This window comes from Sedimentibacter sp. LTW-03 (assembly GCF_052059825.1).
Taxonomy (GTDB): Bacteria; Bacillota; Clostridia; order Tissierellales; family Sedimentibacteraceae; genus Sedimentibacter.
On sequence record NZ_CP197180.1, the window covers coordinates 2,981,349 to 2,999,976 of the forward strand.

Here is an 18,628-nt window from a genome sequence, read left to right on the forward strand (position 1 = left end):
AATAAATATAACAAAAAATATAAATAAAAAATTGCTTGATAAATAACAAACTATATATTATAATGAATGCATTCAATGAATGCATTTAATGAAATTTTTAATCAGGAGGGAAATATGAAATTTAAAAAAGTAATAAGTATTATCTTAGCATTATCTATGATTTTAAGTTTAGTGGCATGTGCATCGGGTACGATTGATAAAGACGATGCAGATAAGAGTGAAGCTGTTTTCACTCCCGGAACTTACGAGGGGGAAGCAGAAGGCTTCCATGGAACAATAAAGGCATCTGTAACAGTAACGGAAACAGAAATAACAGATATAACGGTAGATCATACAGAAACCTCCGGATTAGGAGATAAAGCGGTAGAAAAGATTGTGATGGAAGTAAAAGGAAACACATCTCTTAACATACCAATGGTATCCGGTGCAACTTATTCAAGCAAAGGAATACTGTCTGCAATAGCAGCTGCTCTTGAAAAAGCAGGGGCCGATATTGAAATGTTAAAGAGCAAAGAGTTAGAAAAAAACGAAACAGCAGAGGATATAGATAAGACAGCCGATGTTATCGTTATTGGCGGAGGTGGTGCAGGGCTTGCTGCTGCAGTGTCAGCCCATCAGAACGGTGCCTCTGTAATTGTTATCGAAAAAATGCCTCAGGTAGGTGGAAATACAATTATTTCAGGATCAGCTTATAATGGAGCAGATCCCAACAGGCAAGCATCATTAACGATGACTGACCTTGAGAAACAAACTGTTGAAGGCATAATAAATGCAGATCAAACAGACCTTGAAGTAAAACAATGGCAAGAAACATTAAAGAAAGAATGGGAAGAATATAAAGACTCCGGTAGTACACAGCTGTTTGACTCACCTACATTGCACAAGCTTCAGACATATAATGGAGGAGATAAGCTGGGAAGTACCAAGTTGATAGGCATACTTGCGGACAACTCTCTTCCTGCTGTTGAATGGCTTGAAAGTCTTGGAATGAAATTCAAGGATTATGTATTTACTGTCTTGGGAGGGCTCTGGTCACGTGCACATAAGCCTGAAAAACCATTGGGAACAGGATATATTGAGACCTATATGAATTATATTGAAGAAAACAGTAACGACATTGAAATTCTCGTTGAAACAAAGGCAGAAGAATTTATAGTTGAGGGTGGAGTAGTTAAAGGCGTATATGCTGACAGGAATGGAGGAAAAGTAACACTTCATGCAAATAAAGGAGTTGTCCTTGCAGCAGGAGGATTTGGTGCAAATGTTGAGATGCGTGAGCAGTATAATACTTTATGGCCTTCTTTAAAAGATATTAAAACTACAAACCATACAGGAGCAACCGGAGACGGAATCATTATGGCTGAAGAAATTAACGCTTCGATATTGGGAATGGAACATATTCAGCTTCTTCCGATGGGAGATCCTGTTACAGGAAGCTTAAGCGGAAATATTGAACAGGGAGTTCAAAACCGTATATTTGTAAATAAAGAAGGAAACAGATTTGTAGATGAAGGTGAAAGAAGAGACGTTATGACTAAGGCTCTTATGGAGCAGACAGATGCTAATATGTGGGTAATAGTTGACAAGCACTCGTATCCTACAGGAGATACAATAAATAATTTCAATGAAAGCATAGACAGCTTGGTTGAGGCAGGCAGGGCATACAAATCAGATACATTAGAAGGGCTTGCTGAGCTTATAGGAGTTGATGAAAAAAATCTTACTGCTGCAGTAGAGACTTTCAATCAGGCAGTAGATGGTACAACTGAAGATCCGTTCGGTAGAACATTATATGCTGATAAGATTGATACTGCCCCATACTATGCCGGTGCAAGAGTTCCGACTGTTCACCATACAATGGGCGGAGTAGAAATAAATGAACTGTCACAAGTTATAGGTTCTGACGGACAGATAATTAAAGGATTGTATGCTGCCGGTGAAGTTACAGGCGGTATTCACGGAAGCAACAGGCTTGGCGGAAATGCATTGGCAGATATTACCGTATTTGGTAAAATTGCAGGAGAAAGTGCTGCTTTGGCAAAATAACAATTAAAAAATATAATAGAAATCTTGATTGATTTTCATCCTATAAAGCTCTCTCACATTGCGAGAGAGCTTTTATATTTATCGGTTTATATATTAATGATTATGTAATAAACACTTAACATATTATATGATATAATGTAGAAAAATGAAAAAAGAGGTGAACAAATGAAGAAAAAGATATTTAATTGGAAAGCAGTCATTTTAATTTTAATGATTGCAACGCTCGCTAATATTAACCCCAATGTGTATGCCCAGAGTCCAATTAAGTTTATGATTGACGGGAAAGAAATTAAGGCCGAACCGGAAGCCTTTATAAAAAATGACAGAACACTGGTTCCTCTAAGAGTTATAGCGGAAGAATTAGATGCAGTGGTGACATGGGACAATGACAGCAGAACGGTACATATATCAAAAGATGACATGCAAGTTGAACTTACTATAGACAGCCACTTAATTGAATACGTTAATGATACAGAAAAAATTTATAAATTAAGTGATGTTGCGCCAATAATAAAAGATGACCGCACCTTCGTGCCTATAAGACTTGTAAGCAATGCTTTGGGGGTAGGCATTGAATGGAACGATGAAAAAAGGACGGTTGTAATTGATTCTTCTGAAAAATCTGAAATAGAATCTTTTTTTGATGTTAACATATCATCTGTTAAAGCGGGACAAGTTATAAGCGGGACAACAAGCCTTAAAGCAGACGTTGGAAGCAGTTTGGTAAGCGGATCTTCAGAGATAAGGTACTTGCTTTTGGATGCGGATACGAAAAAGGGATTCATTGTTGCGAAAGGAAGCGAATTAAATTCATCATACCAATGGATTCCTTCAATGGAAGATGAAGGAGATAAAATTCTTGTAGCAGCTATTTATGATAAAAACGGAAATTTTCTTGCGGGAGATGCAATTAATGTAAATGTAAACATATCTCCTAAAATAAAATTAACAGGTCTTGCTGAGGGAGAATTGGTTACAGCTGATAGTGTACCACTTAATGCAGAACTGAATTTCTCTGCTGCATATGTTCAATATGAAATAATTAATCCGGATACAGGAGCGTACTATATTTCACCTCAATTGGATCCTTTAGGAGGATTTACAATGATTCCCGTTATGGAAGATAACGGAAATATGTCTTTGAGAGTAATTGCTTATGATATGGACAAAACGCCATATTACGGGGATTATGTCAATGTAAAGGTTGATGTTGACAGGTATTTGTATCTTGGAGGAGTTACCTCAGGCCAGTCTGTTGATGGTTCGGTTACTCTTAGGGCCTCAAGAAACTTTAATGTTTCAGAGACAGAGTACATATTGGTGGATTCTGTTACGGGAGAAGAGACGGTTCTTTATAAAGCCGGATACGGAAGCTATACATGGTTTCCTGGACCTGAAATGGCTGGAGCCAAGGAACTTTACGTAAGAGTTAAGGATACTGCAGGCAACGTATATGAAAGCAGCAAGGTTAAGGTAAATGTTGCAGGTACACCTAAACTGTTTTTACAAAGTGTAGGACCGGGTCAGGTTGTTACCGATACTTTCAATCTCAATGTAAAAAGTAATGTAGCTTTAAGTGATGTTAAGTATATTTTAACTAACTTGAAGACAGGTGTGAGCAAGGTGCTTTCGGGACAATCATATACTCCAGGAGTTACGGACTCAGGATCTTGGAGTCTGAGGGCTGAAGCGGTTTATAACGGAGCAGTTTTGAAAACAGAAGATGTAAAATTTACAATCTATACGGAAAAAATATATACGGCACTTCCGATTGTGGCAAAAGATCAATTCCTTGATTTTGCTTCAGACTTAGCTGTAGAAACCAAAAATAATACAGGTATGTCAGCTGCACTGCAAACCGCTCAGGCTATTCTTGAAACAGGATGGGGACAGAGCGTTCCGGTAGACAAATATACCGGACAGTTGTCAAACAATCTTTTTGGTGTAAAAGGAACAGCTTCAGCCGGTTCTGTAACGTCAAACACGTGGGAGGAATACAACGGCGTTTCATTTAGAGTAGATGCTGAATTCAGAGCATACAATAATGTTAAAGAAAGCTGGAATGATCATAATGAACTTCTTTTAACAAAAGAAAGGTATGCGCCTTTCAGAGCGGTTATGTTTGACAGCACCGAGGGCGCCTGGGCGCTGAGAAGGTGTGGTTATGCTACAGATTCATCCTATGCGATTAAGCTTATTGACATAATAAACAGATATAATCTGAAAGAACTTGATAAAGTAGGTATATAAATAATTTGATAATTAATAGACAGATAAAAACTCTCCAGGAGTTTTTATCTGTTATTTTTTTAAATCATATTTATTGATTTTATTGAACAGCTGTCTTGAGCTTATACTTAATTGCCTTGAAGCTTCCGCTACATTGCCGCCTGTCTGATCTAAAACCCACTGCAGATATTCCGACTCAGCTTTATTTTTGAAATCCTGCAAGGTAATTACTTTATCATAGCTTGTAAAATCTTGAATATCATCAGTTAATTTATTAGATTTTTTACGTATATCGAACATAATAGGAATTCCATCCTTGGTTATAACACCGTCGTTGGACAGCACAACCATTCTGTCTATGATACTCTTTAACTCTCTTATATTTCCGGGATAATCATAAGAATGCAAAAATTTTTCTGCTTCGGGCTCAATATAATTTATTACAATTTCATTTTCTTTTTGAGATTTTTTCAACAAGAATTTTATTAATTCATTTAAATCTTCTTTCCGCTCTCTCAGAGAAGGGACTCTTATAACAATTGAACTTATCCTGTAAAAAAAATCTTCTCTGAAATTATTAGCCAAAACCTCGTTTGTTAAGTCTTTATTTGTTGCGGATATAAGTCTGAAGTCTATAAGCTTTTCTTTATTGCTTCCCAGACGTTCAACTTTTTTTGTTTCAAGTACTCTCAAAAGCTTTACCTGAGTGGACAAATTTATTTCGCCCACCTCATCTAAAAATAAGGTACCATTATCAGCCAGTTCAAATTTACCTTGCTTGGATTTTACAGCACCTGTAAAGGAACCCTGCTCATAACCGAACAGTTCTGATTCCAAAAGCGATTCTGTAAAAGAACTGCAGTTTACCGCTGTAAAGTTATTTGCTGATCGGTTGCTGCAGAGGTGTATATACCTGGCTGCAACCTCTTTTCCGGTTCCCGATTCACCTATTAACAGTACATTTGCCTTAGATTTTGCCACTTTTTCACATTGCAGAAGCATTTTATTATAACTGTCGTTATTGCTGGCCATCATATATGTATTTAACAAATTTTCTTTTAATTTTTCTTTGTCTTTCTTGTTTTTATGTAAATCTGCGAGTGTTTTATGGAGAGTTTCAATACCGTTTTTTATATCTATATATTCTTTAGCTCCGCCTTTTAAGGCATAGCTTTCCTCAATGTATGACGGAGTAGAAGAAACTATAATTAAATCTGTTTGAGAAAAAGCATCTGTAAAGCAGCTGATTGTATATTCTTTATTAAATGGCGATAAATCAGTAATAAAAAAATCATATGACAGGTTTGACAGTTCAATGAATGCGTTTTCCGCATTGTCAGCAAAATTAATATTATTAGTTAATTTTGCAACTGATGAAATGATGGCATCAATATAGTGCTTGTTTTTTCCCATTATCAAAATTTTAATATCCTTCATCGGAATCCCTCCTATATACATGCTTATTTTAATAATATAAGAAAATACTTTCGTAGTCAAGAACAAAACTTCACTGTTGTTTTAAAATTGTTAAAATCATAGCAAACAATATTCTGTCATGATATTTATCTATATTGAAATTTCAATACCAAAAAAATATTTATACCTAACAGAAGAGTTGGTACGTATATTGCTTAACAATATTGTAGAAGTAAATATAAGAGGAGAAGGCACATGAATAAAATTATAATAACAAACAATTCTAAGGTGTTCAAAAAATATTATAGTTTTTGTGAAGTAATTTACATGGAAAATGGAAATTACATGGATGTTCTAGAAATGACACGGGATTTAATACATACCGGATGCAAGCTTCTAACCCATCCCATGTCAGGAAGCCTAAAGCCAAACCAAACGCCATACAAATCCATAATTGTGAGCGGTAATAAAAAAACCGATTATGAATCTGTCGTCCTGATTGAAAACAGTATTGAAGCGTCCAAAAAATTTTTAAAATTCAAACAGACGCCTCTTTGGAATGAAAAAATAAAAGATGATTTTAAAACAGTTGATTTGTCTTTAATTGAAAACGTGGTAAAAAACCCTATGTTTAATGTTATATAAATGAACAGAAAGGGCTTATATAAAAAAGGAGGTAGAAAGTTTTGAAATTAGAATTAGGGAAAATTAGAATCAGCGATGTTCAGTTCGGTGAAAAGACTGAGGTTTTGCAAGGAACGCTTTATGTAAACAAAGATGAGATAATAAAGCTTGTACTTGAAGATGACAGAATAGCGTCTGCCGATGTTGAGCTGGCCAGGCCAGGAGAATCAGTGCGCATAGCTCCGGTTAAGGATGTTATTGAACCAAGAGTTAAGGTTTCGGGAAGCGGAGGAATATTCCCAGGCACGATCAATAAAGTAAAACAGGTAGGAAGCGGAAGGACAAATGCACTTGTAGGAGCAACGGTAATAACATGCGGCAGGATAGTAGGATTTCAAGAAGGCTTAATTGATATGTCAGGCCCCGCTGCAAAATATACTCCGTTTTCTGAGACAAACAATGTATGTATAGTTATCGAGCCAGTAGAAGACATTGAAACCCATGATTATGAAGCAGCAGGGAGAATGGCAGGCTTGAAGGTTGCTACTTATATCGGGGAAGCAGGAAGAAATATAGAGCCCGATGAAGTAGTTACTTATGAAACCAAGCCTATATTAGAACAGGCAAAAGAATACCCAGATCTTCCTAAGATAGGTTATGTTCATATGCTTCAATCGCAGGGGTTGCTGCATGATACGTACTATTACGGAGTAGATGCTAAGGTTATGGTGCCAACGTTTATGTACCCGACAGAAATTATGGATGGAGCCATAGTGAGTGGAAATTGTGTTGCGCCTTGTGACAAGGTTACAACTTTCCATCATCTTAATAATCCGGTAATAGAGGATTTGTATAAAAGGCATGGAAAAGATTTAAACTTTATCGGAGTTATACTTACAAATGAAAATGTATTTCTGGCAGATAAAGAAAGGTCATCAGATATGACTGCAAAGTTGTGTGAATTTTTAGGATTTGACGGCGTTTTGATAACTGAGGAAGGGTACGGAAACCCAGATACCGATTTGATGATGAATTGTAAAAAGGTTAGCCAAAAAGGTGTTAAAGTAGTTCTCATTACCGATGAGTTCCCCGGCAGAGACGGAAAATCGCAGTCATTGGCAGACGCAGTTGAAGAAGGAGATGCTCTGGTATCCTGTGGGAACGGAAATGTAATTATTGACTTTCCGCCGATGGAAAAGGTCATCGGTACTCTCGATTTCATAGAAACTATGATAGGCGGCTATGAAGGAAGCTTAAAGCCTGACGGAAGTATAGAGGCCGAATTGCAAATTGTAATAGCCTCCACAATTGCTAACGGATATAACAAGCTAGCCGCTAAAGGATATTAAGGAGGGATATTATGGAAAAGATAAAAGTCGTTCATTATATAAATCAATTTTTTGCAAGTATAGGAGGAGAAGAAAAGGCAGATATTAAGCCGGAAATAAGAGAAGGCGTAGTTGGACCGGGCCTTGCATTGAAGTCAGGGCTGGGAGATGGATACGAGGTTGTGGCAACGGTGATATGTGGCGATACTTATTTTGGAGGACATATCGATGAAGCCACAAATACAATACTAAGTTTGATAAGGCCTTATGAACCGGATTTATTTATAGCAGGTCCGGCATTTAATGCAGGCAGATATGGTGTGGCATGCGGTGCTGTTGCAAAAGCTGTTGAAGAAGAATTTAAAATTCCGGTAGTTACGGGTATGTACAAGGAAAATCCCGGAGTAGATATGTTTAAGAGTGATCTATACATTATAGAAACAGCAAACTCGGCAGCCGACATGAGAAAAGCAATGCCAAAAATCTGCAAGCTGGCAAAGAAAATGATTAATAAAAAAGAAATATTATCACCTGCAGAGGAAGGATATATTGAAAGAGGAATTCGTGTTAACTATTTTAATGAAAGAAGAGGATCAGAAAGAGCAATTGATTTGATACTAAAGAAAGTTGCAGGCGAACCATATGGAACAGAATACCCTATGCCTGTATTTGATAGAGTTGCTCCAAATCCTGCCGTAAAAGATATATCAAAAGTTAAAGTAGCCGTTGTAACATCAGGAGGAATAGTTCCTCAAGGAAATCCTGATAGGATTGAATCATCAAGTGCAACAAAGTATGGAACTTATGATATAACCGGGCTGGAAAGCTTGACAAAAGATAAATTCATGACCGTTCACGGTGGATATGACAGAGCATATGTGCTTGAAAACCCAAATCTAGTAGTTCCGCTGGATGTATTGAGAGAAATGGAAAAGGAAGGCATTATTGGAGAACTTGCAAATTACTTTATTGCCACAACAGGTACTGGTACATCCGTTGGCAATGCAAAAGGGTTTGGAGAAGATTTCAGCAAAAAATTAGTTTCGGACGGAGTGGGAGCAGTTATCCTAACATCTACCTGAGGCACCTGTACACGTTGCGGTGCAACGATGGTAAAAGAAATTGAAAGAGTTGGAATTCCAGTTGTTCATATGTGTACTGTAGTGCCTATATCACTTACCATAGGAGCGAATAGGATAATACCAGCCATAGGAATCCCGTACCCATTGGGAGATCCAAACCTTGGAGAAGAAAAAAGCAAGAATTTGCGAAGAAAGCTTGTAGAAAGAGCTTTAAGAGCTTTACAGACAGAAGTGACTGAACAAACAGTATTTGAAGAATAATACAATAGTCAGGTAATACGGACTTATTGTATTATCTGACTATTTCTTCCGTAATAGTTGTTAATAAAAAAACAAATCAGGAGGATATTATGGTTAGCAATACGGTAAGTATGAAAAAAGTCATTTCTTTTGCAGGTTCATTTATTGCTTTTTTAATAGGGTCAGGCTTTGCAACAGGACAGGAAGTAATGCAGTACTTTTCCTCTTATGGATTTAAAGGTATTGCAGGAGTAGTTGTTATATTCCTTTTGTTTTTATATGTGGGCGTAAGCTTCATAACAACAGGCTATGAACATAAGTTTCCGAAAGGAAGTGATATTTTTGAATATTACTGCGGGAAAAGAATAGGAAAGTTTTATGACTATTTTTCTATTGTGTTCATTTATATGTCATTTTTCGTTATGATTGCAGGTGCGGGAGCTACATTAAACCAGCAATATGGAATCTCTAATTCGGTAGGTGGAATTATTATGGCCGTATTAGCAGCTGTGACTGTCGTGTTTGGACTTGGAAAGATAGTTGATATTATAGGCAAGATAGGCCCTGTGATAGTAGTTATGTCTATTGTTCTGGGATTTGTAGCTATATTTCAAAACATAGATGGATTGCGACGAGCAAGCGAAATAATTCCTAAATTAAATTTGATGAAAGCATCTACTAATTGGCTGTATGCCGCAGGTTCATATGTGGGGTTTTGCATGTTATGGCTTGCTGCATTTATGTCATCCATGGGTGCAAGCGCCAATAGCAAAAAAGAAGCGGCAATGGGAGCCGTGTTTGGTGCGGCTGCATTTTCAGCTGCGGTTTTAATTGTAGCATTAGGACTTATTGCAAACATTGAGAAGGTAGCAGGATCACAAATACCATCTTTGGTTATTGCTTCGGGCATTCATCCATCAGTGGCAATAGTGTACTCATTAACAGTTGTGGCCGGAATCTATACAACTGCGGTTCCCTTACTGTGGACGGTATCAGTTAGAATTGCTCAAGAAAAAACAGTAAAATTCAAAACCGTCACTGCTATCTTGGCAGTAATAGGCGCAGTAATTGGATTAAAGGTGCCATTTGACAGACTTGTTAATATTGTTTACGTAATAAACGGATATGTGGGAATATTTTTGCTGATAATGATGATCTTTACAAGTGTAAAAAACAGATACCAATTTAAATAATAGATAAAAGCAACTGAAACCCCGCGAGGGTTTCAATTGCTTTATTTTTTTAGATCATATTCATTAATTTTATTAAATAGTTGTCTTGAACTTATTTCCAGCAATTTTGCAGCTTCAGTGACATTTCCTTGGGTTTGGTTTAAAACCCATTGAAGATAAGTTGCTTCAGTTTCTCTTTTGTATTCCTTAAAAGGAATAATGCTTTTGTAACTTTCAGAATCAGGCATAGTGATTTCTTTTTTTATATTAAACAAAAGAGGTATTCCATCTTTGGTAACTCTCCCATCTATAGAGAGTACTACCATTCTATCTACAACTGTCTTAAGTTCTCTTAAATTTCCCGGGTAATCATAAGTGTATAAAAATTTCTTGGCTTCAGGATCTATAGACTTAATTACAATTCCATACTCCTCCTGAGATTTTCTGAGAAAATATTGAATAAGATCATCCAAATCTTCGGGACGCTCGCGAAGGGGAGGCACATTAATTACAATTGAACTAATTCTGTAGAAAAAATCATCCCTGTAGCTTCCGTCTTGAATTTCTTTGTAAAGGTCTTTGCTTGTTGATGATACAAGTTTGCAGTCAATCAATCTTTCCTGATTGCTTCCGATACGAGAAACCGTATTAGTGTCAAAAACTTTAAGTAGTTTTGTTTGAGTGGATTCTTTAATAGCACCCACTTCATTTAAAAATAAAGTGCCGTTGCTTGCAAGTTCAAACCTTCCTTCTGCTTCTTTTCCGAAAAGCTCCGATTCAAGGAGTTCCTCGGGATATGAATTGCAGTGCAGTGCTATAAACTTGTTTGACACTCTTGGACTGCAAGCATGTATATATTTAGCAAGCACTTCCTTGCCGGTTCCAGGTTCTCCAATCAGAAGAATACTGAGATTTGTTTTCGCAACTTTTTCACAGTGAGAAAGAACTTTCAAATATTTTTCATTCTTGCTGCTTAGATGATAATTCTTAAACAAGTCCTCTTTTAATCTGTCATTGTTTTTTTTATCAGTATAATGTTCGAGAATCTTTATAGGCAGCTTTAGAAGATCACTTTCAAAATCCATATAATCAAGAGCACCTTGAAAGAGATCAGTGTTTCCGCATGCATATAAAAGACCTTCGGATACAATTATCAAATCAGTTTTGTGATATGTTTCAGTGAAGGTTTTAATAGTAAAAACTTCATTGAAAATATTTAGATCCGATATTACATAATCAACACTTTCGTTTTGCAATATTGCCTCAGCCTCATCAAAATCGCTGCAGTTAATGGTGTTCACAGATATTTTGTTAAGAACGTTATTTATTTTTTCAATATAATGTTTATTTTTATTTATAATGATAGCTGTTATCTCGTATATAATAAACACCTCCTGCATGTCATAATCGGAATGAGCAATAAAATAAATAAAATTTAAAACATTAATTATTATACAGTTCTAAAAAATTTAAGTCAAGTGGATGAGAAGGGCAAAGCATTAATTTTTTAATAAAAAACGAAAAACATTTTTCTGTTTATTGTTAATTTAATAATATTAGGTTATAATATTTCCAATATATATAAATGGGAGTAAAAATGGAAAGAACTAACGGAAGATCTAATGATGAATTAAGACGAATAAAAATAACAAGGGACTATATAATGCATCCTGGCGGCTCAGTATTAATAGAAGCAGGAAATACAAAAGTTATATGTACAGCAATGGCAGAGGACAAGGTTCCTCCATTTTTGAAAGGTACAGGAAAAGGATGGGTGTCTGCGGAGTATTCAATGATACCAGGTTCAACAAAGACAAGAAAGACAAGAGATATCAATAAAGGAAAGATAGATGGAAGAACGCAGGAAATACAAAGACTTATAGGAAGAAGCCTTAGGGCTGTAGTTGATTTAGAAGCAATAGGTGAAAGAACTTTGTGGATAGATTGCGATGTTATACAAGCGGACGGAGGGACAAGAACTGCCTCAATTACAGGAGCATTTGTAGCTATGGCAGATGCTTTTTACAAGCTGTTGCAAAAACACGAAATAAAAAAAATGCCTGTAAAGTCATTTGTATCAGCAGTAAGTGTAGGAATCAAAGACAAAGAGACAATATTGGACTTATGCTATGAGGAAGATTCAGGTGCTGATGTGGATATGAATATTGTAATGACAGACAAAGGTGAATTCATTGAAGTTCAGGGTACCGGAGAGGAAGCTACATTTACTAAAAGTGATTTGATCAACTTAATTTCCCTTGCAGAAAAAGGATGCTTGGAGTTATATAATCTGCAAAGGGAAGCTTTGGGAGTTGAAATTAGCAGGGAGATTGGAAGATGATTAGAAAAATAGTATTGTCTAGCGGTAATAAGCACAAGATAAATGAAATTAAAAATATATTAAAAGATATGCCATTTGAAGTCATCTCAAAAAATGACATAGGTTTTTCCGATTTTGATGTTGAGGAAGACGGTAAAACACTGGAGGAAAATGCATTTAAAAAAGCGGAAGAACTCCATAAACTGGTTAAAGAAATAGTGGTAGCAGATGATACGGGATTATTTGTCGACGCTTTAAACGGAGAGCCAGGAGTATATTCAGCAAGATATGCTGGAGAATCAGTTTCATATGAAGAGAACAATAAATTGCTTTTAAAAAACCTGAAAAACATACCCATGGAAAAAAGGACGGCACATTTTAAAACAGTAATTGCCGTAGTGTTTGAGGATGGAAGTAAAATGCATGCTGAAGGCATACTTAACGGTAAAATTGCATTAGAAGAAAGAGGAAGCAACGGCTTTGGCTATGATCCTTTGTTTATAGTTGAAAATACCGGAAAGACATTTGCTGAAATGCCAGAAGAAGAAAAAAATAAAATAAGCCACAGAGCAAGAGCGCTGATGAATTTAAAGGAAAAACTGGAGGAGCTAAGTGAGAATATTAGTGATAAGCGACAGTCATAATTTTATTCCTGATGCTCAAATAGAAACCATAAAAAAATACGGTGAATTCAATATGTTAATTCATTGCGGAGATAAATACAAAGATGCTGAAAAGTTTGCAGAAAAGCTTAAAATAGATAAGGTTGTTCAAGTATCCGGGAACTGTGACTTTATTTCAGGTAAGCCGCTATTAGTAGATAAGGTTATTGAAGGGAAAAAGTTCATTATAACTCACGGCCATTTATATAATGTAAAGTCAGGTATCAGCAAGTTGAAAGAATATGCAAGAGAAAAAGGTGCGGATGCGGTAATTTACGGGCACACACATTGTGCACAAAATGAAGTGATTGATCAAATTTTATTTTTTAATCCGGGAAGCACAGTATTGCCAAAATGCGGGAAAGAAAGTTTTGGAATATTGGAGGTATCATTAGACAAAATAGACGGAAAAATTGTTATATTGGAAGGTTGATTAGTATAAAAATTGCCTAAATAATAGTATTAATTTAAAACCGGGAAATTGTATTTTAATTCCCGGTTTTTTATATGCCAATTTTCATAAATTATAATTTTATTGGAAAATAATAATGTTGACTTAAATAATCAAAAATTATATAATTAAGCGAACATACGTTTAGATGAAGCTGAGGTGAAATAATGGGCGAATTTAAAATAAAGTCGGATTTTAAACCTACCGGAGATCAGCCGGAGGCAATAAAAAAAATTGTGTCAGGATTAGAAAACAATTTAAAATATCAGACTGTTTTAGGGGTAACAGGCTCAGGAAAGACCTTTACCATGGCAAATATAATTGAAAAAATTCAGAAGCCGACTCTTGTTCTTGCTCATAACAAGACATTGGCTGCTCAGCTGTGCTCTGAATTTAAAGAGTTTTTTCCTGACAATGCGGTAGAATATTTTGTTAGCTACTATGATTATTACCAGCCTGAAGCATATGTGCCAAGCAGTGATACCTTTATAGAAAAAGATGCATCCATAAATGATGAAATTGATAAACTGAGACACTCTGCTACTGCATCACTTTTTGAAAGAAAAGATGTTATTATAGTAGCCAGTGTATCATGCATATATGGATTGGGAAGTCCTATTGACTATGAAAATCTGGTCATATCATTAAGACCCGGCATGCAGAAGGATAGAGACCAAACAATTAGAAAGCTTATTGAAATTCAGTATAAAAGAAATGATATAAGCTTTACAAGAGGAACCTTCAGAGTAAGAGGAGATACGCTTGAAATATTTCCCGCATCCTCGTCAGAGAATGCAATAAGAGTGGAATTTTTCGGCGATGAAATAGACAGAATAACTGAAATAAATACTGTAACTGGAGAAATTTTAGGAAGACGAAATCACATATCTATATTTCCTGCAACCCACTATGCCACTACAGAAGAAAATGTAAACAGAGCTGTTGTCAGTATACGAAAAGAACTACAGGAGCAGCTCAAATATTTTGAAAGCGAGAACAAGCTTTTGGAGATGCAAAGGCTTGAGCAGAGAACTAACTATGACCTGGAAATGCTTCAGGAAATGGGATATTGCAACGGAATAGAAAATTATTCAAGGCATATAAATAATCTGGAGCCGGGAACAAGGCCTTATACACTTCTTGATTATTTTCCAAAAGATTTTTTAATGATTATAGATGAATCGCATGTTTCTGTTCCTCAAGTAAGAGGAATGTACAACGGAGACAGGGCGAGAAAAACAACACTTGTTAATTACGGGTTCAGGCTTCCCTCGGCATTAGATAACAGGCCGCTGAAGTTTGACGAATTTGAAAATATAATAAATCAAGTTGTATTTGTCAGTGCGACACCGGGACCGTATGAGGCCGAGCATTCGCAGAATACAGCCGAACAAATAATACGTCCTACAGGACTGCTTGATCCTCCTATTTCTGTCCGACCTGTTGAAAATCAAATTGATGATTTGATGAATGAAATCAAAAAATCAACAGATAAAAATCAAAGGGTGCTTGTTACGACTCTCACTAAGAAAATGGCTGAGGATTTGACGCTTTACTTTAAAAATGCGGGAATACGTGTAAGATATCTTCACTCTGATATAGATACTATGGAGAGGATGCAGATTATCAGAGACCTGCGCATAGGAGAGTTTGATGTTCTCGTGGGCATAAACCTGCTGAGAGAAGGATTGGACCTTCCGGAGGTATCTCTTGTGGCGATTCTTGATGCTGACAAGGAAGGTTTCCTTCGATCTGAAACATCGCTCATACAGACAGTGGGAAGAGCTGCAAGAAATTCGGACGGCAGAGTTATAATGTACGCCGATAATATGACCGGTTCAATGGAAAGAGCCATAAGTGAAACAAACAGAAGAAGAAAAATCCAGGATAAATATAATAAAGACAATAATATTACTCCTATGTCGGTCAAAAAAGGAGTAAGAAATGTGATTGAAGCGACAAAGGTGGCTGAGGATGAAGCGAAGTACACGCCTAAGAGCAAAAAAATCACAGATATGGCTTCTTATATTATTGAGCTTGAAAAGGAAATGAGAATTGCTGCAGAAAACCTTGAATTTGAAAAAGCTGCCAAGCTGAGAGATGAAATTAAGGAACTAAAGACTATAATATAAATTGTTCCAAAAAGGCATAGTCTCATGCAACTGAGAGGTATGCCCTAAGGATCATCATGAAAGGATGACTAATGGATAAAATCATAATAAGAGGAGCAAAGGAGAATAACCTGAAAAATATTAACGTGGAGCTTCCCAGAGACAAGCTGATAGTGTTTACTGGAGTAAGCGGCTCAGGGAAAACCTCTCTTGCTTTTGATACTATATATGCAGAAGGGCAGAGACGTTATGTGGAAAGCCTTTCATCATATGCCCGAATGTTTTTGGGACAAATGGACAAACCAGATGTCGAATCTATCGACGGTTTATCACCTGCAATATCCATAGACCAGAAAACAACAAACAAGAATCCACGTTCAACAGTCGGTACCGTCACAGAGATATATGATTATTACAGACTGCTGTTTGCAAGAGTGGGAATTCCACACTGCCCAAATTGCGGCAAGCCTATTCAAACACAAACCATAGACCAGATAACAGACAAGGTTCTCGAGTACGAAGAAAGAACAAAAATTCAAATTCTTGCTCCTATGGTCAGAAGGGCAAAAGGGACGCATAAAAGGCTCCTAGAAAATATCAAAAAAGATGGATATGTAAGAGTCAGAGTGGACGGAGAGATTTATGATTTGGAAGAAGAAATAAATCTTGAAAAGAACAAAAAACACAGCATTGAGGTTGTGGTTGACAGAATTATCATAAAGGATGGAATACAAAAAAGGCTTGTTGATTCCGTGGAAACAGCACTTGAACTTTCAGGAGGAATGGTGCTCATTGATGTTATGGGAAGCGAAGAGCTTCTTATGAGCACAAAGTTTGCATGTACAGACTGCGGCATAGGATTTGGAGAGATTTCACCGAGGATGTTTTCTTTTAATAATCCAATAGGTGCCTGCGATGCATGCAATGGCTTGGGCGTAAAAAAGGAAATAGATATAGATTTAATAATACCGGACTATACAAAGACCATAGGTGAAAGAGCAATTGCACCGTATGGTGCCGATGAGGACGGATATTATTACCAGATATTTAAAGCTATTGCGGATTATCATAATTTTGATATATCAAAGCCTCTGGCAGAAGCTCCGAAGGAGTTAATAGAGGAGCTTCTTTACGGGACAAACGGCAGAGAGGTTAAAGTTGAATTTATAAGTAAATTCCAAGGACTTAAGGAATATACAAAAGAATTTGAGGGAGTGGTAAACAATCTTCAAAGAAGGTACATGGAAACAAAATCCCCTGAAATGCGGGAATGGATAGAGGATTACATGTATGAAAGCCCATGCCCGAAATGCCATGGAGCAAGGTTAAATCCTATAAGTCTTGCAGTAAAAGTTGGAAATAAAAATATATATGAAATAACAAAACTTTCCGTTACAAAAAGCTTGGAGTTTTTTAAAACACTAGAGTTAAGCCCTGTAAATAAGATTATAGGAGAGCAGATAATAAATGAAATTAATTCAAGGCTTCAATTTCTATCTGATGTGGGTTTGAATTATCTTACTCTCGAAAGAAATGCAAGCACTTTGTCCGGAGGAGAATCTCAGCGAATAAGGCTTGCAACGCAGATAGGCTCCAGCTTGGTGGGAGTTTTGTATGTATTGGATGAACCAAGCATAGGACTGCACCAAAGAGATAACAGCATGCTGATAAAAACCCTGAGAAATTTAACTGATTTAGGAAATACGCTCATAGTGGTGGAGCATGATGAGGAAACAATGGAAAATGCTGACTATATTCTGGATATAGGACCTGGAGCCGGAACTCACGGAGGAGAAGTAGTTGCGTCAGGAACCTTCGAAGATATTAAAAACAATAAAAATTCTATTACCGGTCAGTACCTGAGCGGAATAAAGAAAATTGATGTTCCCGAAACAAGAAGAAAAGCTGAGAAATATATAGAGATTAAAGGGGCAAAAGAAAACAACCTGAAAAATCTGGATGTGAAAATACCACTTGGAGTGCTGTGCTGTGTGACAGGTGTATCAGGCTCCGGTAAAAGCTCATTGATAAATGAAATACTGTCTAAAGGGCTTCATCAGAAGTTGTTCAAGAACTCAAACAGGCCGGGAAAATATGACGAAATGCTTGGAGTAGAAAATATCGATAAGATAATTACAATAGACCAGTCACCTATAGGCAGGACTCCCCGCTCAAATCCGGCTACGTATACAGGAGTGTTCGACTATATAAGAGATGTGTTTGCAATGACTCTCGAGGCAAAGGAAAGGGGATATAAAAAGGGAAGGTTCAGTTTTAATGTCAAAGGCGGTCGATGTGAAGCATGCCGAGGTGATGGTATACTGAAAATAGAAATGCACTTCTTGCCTGATGTATATGTACCATGCGATATATGCAAAGGAAAAAGGTACAATAGAGAAACTCTTGAAGTTAAATACAAAGGAAAAAACATTTCTGATGTGTTGGATATGACAATAGATGAAGCTATGGAATTCTTTGAAAACATACCTAAAATATATAACAAAATAAAGACAATGCAGGAGGTAGGGCTGGGTTACATTAAGCTGGGACAGCCGTCTCCGGAACTGTCGGGAGGCGAGGCTCAGCGTATCAAGCTGGCTTACGAACTCAGTAAAAGAGGAACAGGAAAGACGTTGTACGTACTTGACGAGCCGACAACGGGACTGCATATAGCAGATATACACATGCTTACAGACGTTCTTAACAAACTTGTTGAAGCAGGAAATTCAGTGATTGTAATAGAGCATAACCTAGATGTGATTAAGACGGCAGATTATATATTGGACTTGGGCCCCGAAGGAGGGGACGGAGGCGGAATGATAGTTGCGAAAGGAACTCCTGAAGAAATTGCAAAAGTAAAAAAATCATATACCGGACAATATTTAAAAAAGGTTTTGAATAAAAAATAATGCATGCAACTTTTGTATTTATTATAAGAAAAAGACTG

13 protein-coding genes are annotated in these 18,628 nt (G+C 36.7%); 11 read left to right on the forward strand and 2 right to left on the reverse strand.

Going from position 1 to position 18,628, the window contains the following annotated elements; translation table 11 throughout:
* The first annotated feature begins 114 nt into the window (after positions 1–114).
* Both ACS3UD_RS14580 and ACS3UD_RS14585 read left to right on the forward strand, forming a co-directional pair.
* Positions 115–2,046 (forward strand): flavocytochrome c, encoded by a 1,932-nt coding sequence (locus ACS3UD_RS14580; RefSeq protein WP_308138918.1) that lies wholly within the window; start codon positions 115–117, stop codon positions 2,044–2,046.
* Between the two features lie 165 nt (positions 2,047–2,211).
* Positions 2,212–4,296 (forward strand): stalk domain-containing protein, encoded by a 2,085-nt coding sequence (locus ACS3UD_RS14585; protein WP_308138917.1) that lies wholly within the window; start codon positions 2,212–2,214, stop codon positions 4,294–4,296.
* Positions 4,297–4,347: 51 nt separating this feature from the next.
* Here the strand turns inward: ACS3UD_RS14585 and ACS3UD_RS14590 are convergent, their stop codons facing one another.
* Positions 4,348–5,712 carry a sigma-54 interaction domain-containing protein gene (locus ACS3UD_RS14590; protein ID WP_308138916.1) on the reverse strand — a complete coding sequence of 455 codons (1,365 nt, stop codon included), beginning with the start codon at positions 5,710–5,712 and terminating at the stop codon, positions 4,348–4,350.
* Positions 5,713–5,946: 234 nt separating this feature from the next.
* Between ACS3UD_RS14590 and ACS3UD_RS14595 the strand changes: the two genes are divergently transcribed.
* The 4 genes from ACS3UD_RS14595 (at position 5,947) to ACS3UD_RS14610 (ending at position 10,158) form a co-directional block, all read left to right on the forward strand.
* Positions 5,947–6,336, forward strand: coding sequence for a GrdX family protein (locus ACS3UD_RS14595; protein ID WP_308138915.1), 390 nt, complete (start codon positions 5,947–5,949; stop codon positions 6,334–6,336).
* 41 nt (positions 6,337–6,377) lie between these two features.
* The gene (gene grdG / locus ACS3UD_RS14600; RefSeq protein ID WP_308138914.1) at positions 6,378–7,664 is read left to right on the forward strand and encodes a sarcosine reductase complex component B subunit alpha; all 1,287 of its coding nucleotides are present in this window, start codon (positions 6,378–6,380) and stop codon (positions 7,662–7,664) included.
* 11 nt (positions 7,665–7,675) lie between these two features.
* Positions 7,676–8,986, forward strand: a complete 1,311-nt coding sequence (gene grdF / locus ACS3UD_RS14605) for a sarcosine reductase complex component B subunit beta (RefSeq protein ID WP_308138913.1) — start codon at positions 7,676–7,678, stop codon at positions 8,984–8,986.
* A gap of 89 nt (positions 8,987–9,075) precedes the next feature.
* Positions 9,076–10,158 (forward strand): YkvI family membrane protein, encoded by a 1,083-nt coding sequence (locus tag ACS3UD_RS14610; RefSeq protein ID WP_308138912.1) that lies wholly within the window; start codon positions 9,076–9,078, stop codon positions 10,156–10,158.
* 41 nt (positions 10,159–10,199) lie between these two features.
* On the opposite strand, the gene ACS3UD_RS14615 is transcribed toward ACS3UD_RS14610, so the two are convergent.
* Positions 10,200–11,528, reverse strand: a complete 1,329-nt coding sequence (locus ACS3UD_RS14615; RefSeq protein WP_440977690.1) for a sigma 54-interacting transcriptional regulator — start codon at positions 11,526–11,528, stop codon at positions 10,200–10,202.
* A gap of 206 nt (positions 11,529–11,734) precedes the next feature.
* Here ACS3UD_RS14615 and rph point away from each other — a divergent pair, with 206 nt between their 5' ends.
* The 5 genes from rph to uvrA all read left to right on the forward strand — a co-directional run bounded on the left by rph (position 11,735) and on the right by uvrA (position 18,590).
* Positions 11,735–12,478 (forward strand): ribonuclease PH, encoded by a 744-nt coding sequence (gene rph / locus ACS3UD_RS14620; RefSeq protein ID WP_308138910.1) that lies wholly within the window; start codon positions 11,735–11,737, stop codon positions 12,476–12,478.
* Positions 12,475–13,101, forward strand: coding sequence for an XTP/dITP diphosphatase (locus ACS3UD_RS14625; RefSeq protein ID WP_308138909.1), 627 nt, complete (start codon positions 12,475–12,477; stop codon positions 13,099–13,101). Before rph ends, ACS3UD_RS14625 begins: the two co-directional genes overlap by 4 nt.
* Positions 13,070–13,552: a metallophosphoesterase gene (locus ACS3UD_RS14630; RefSeq protein WP_308138908.1), complete on the forward strand. Its 483-nt coding sequence runs from the start codon at positions 13,070–13,072 to the stop codon at positions 13,550–13,552. The genes ACS3UD_RS14625 and ACS3UD_RS14630 overlap by 32 nt, the downstream gene beginning before the upstream one ends.
* A gap of 185 nt (positions 13,553–13,737) precedes the next feature.
* The gene (uvrB, locus tag ACS3UD_RS14635) at positions 13,738–15,702 is read left to right on the forward strand and encodes an excinuclease ABC subunit UvrB (RefSeq protein ID WP_308138907.1); all 1,965 of its coding nucleotides are present in this window, start codon (positions 13,738–13,740) and stop codon (positions 15,700–15,702) included.
* A gap of 71 nt (positions 15,703–15,773) precedes the next feature.
* On the forward strand, positions 15,774–18,590 hold the full coding sequence (uvrA, locus tag ACS3UD_RS14640) for an excinuclease ABC subunit UvrA (RefSeq protein WP_308138906.1): 2,817 nt from the start codon (positions 15,774–15,776) through the stop codon (positions 18,588–18,590).
* Positions 18,591–18,628 lie beyond the last annotated feature (38 nt).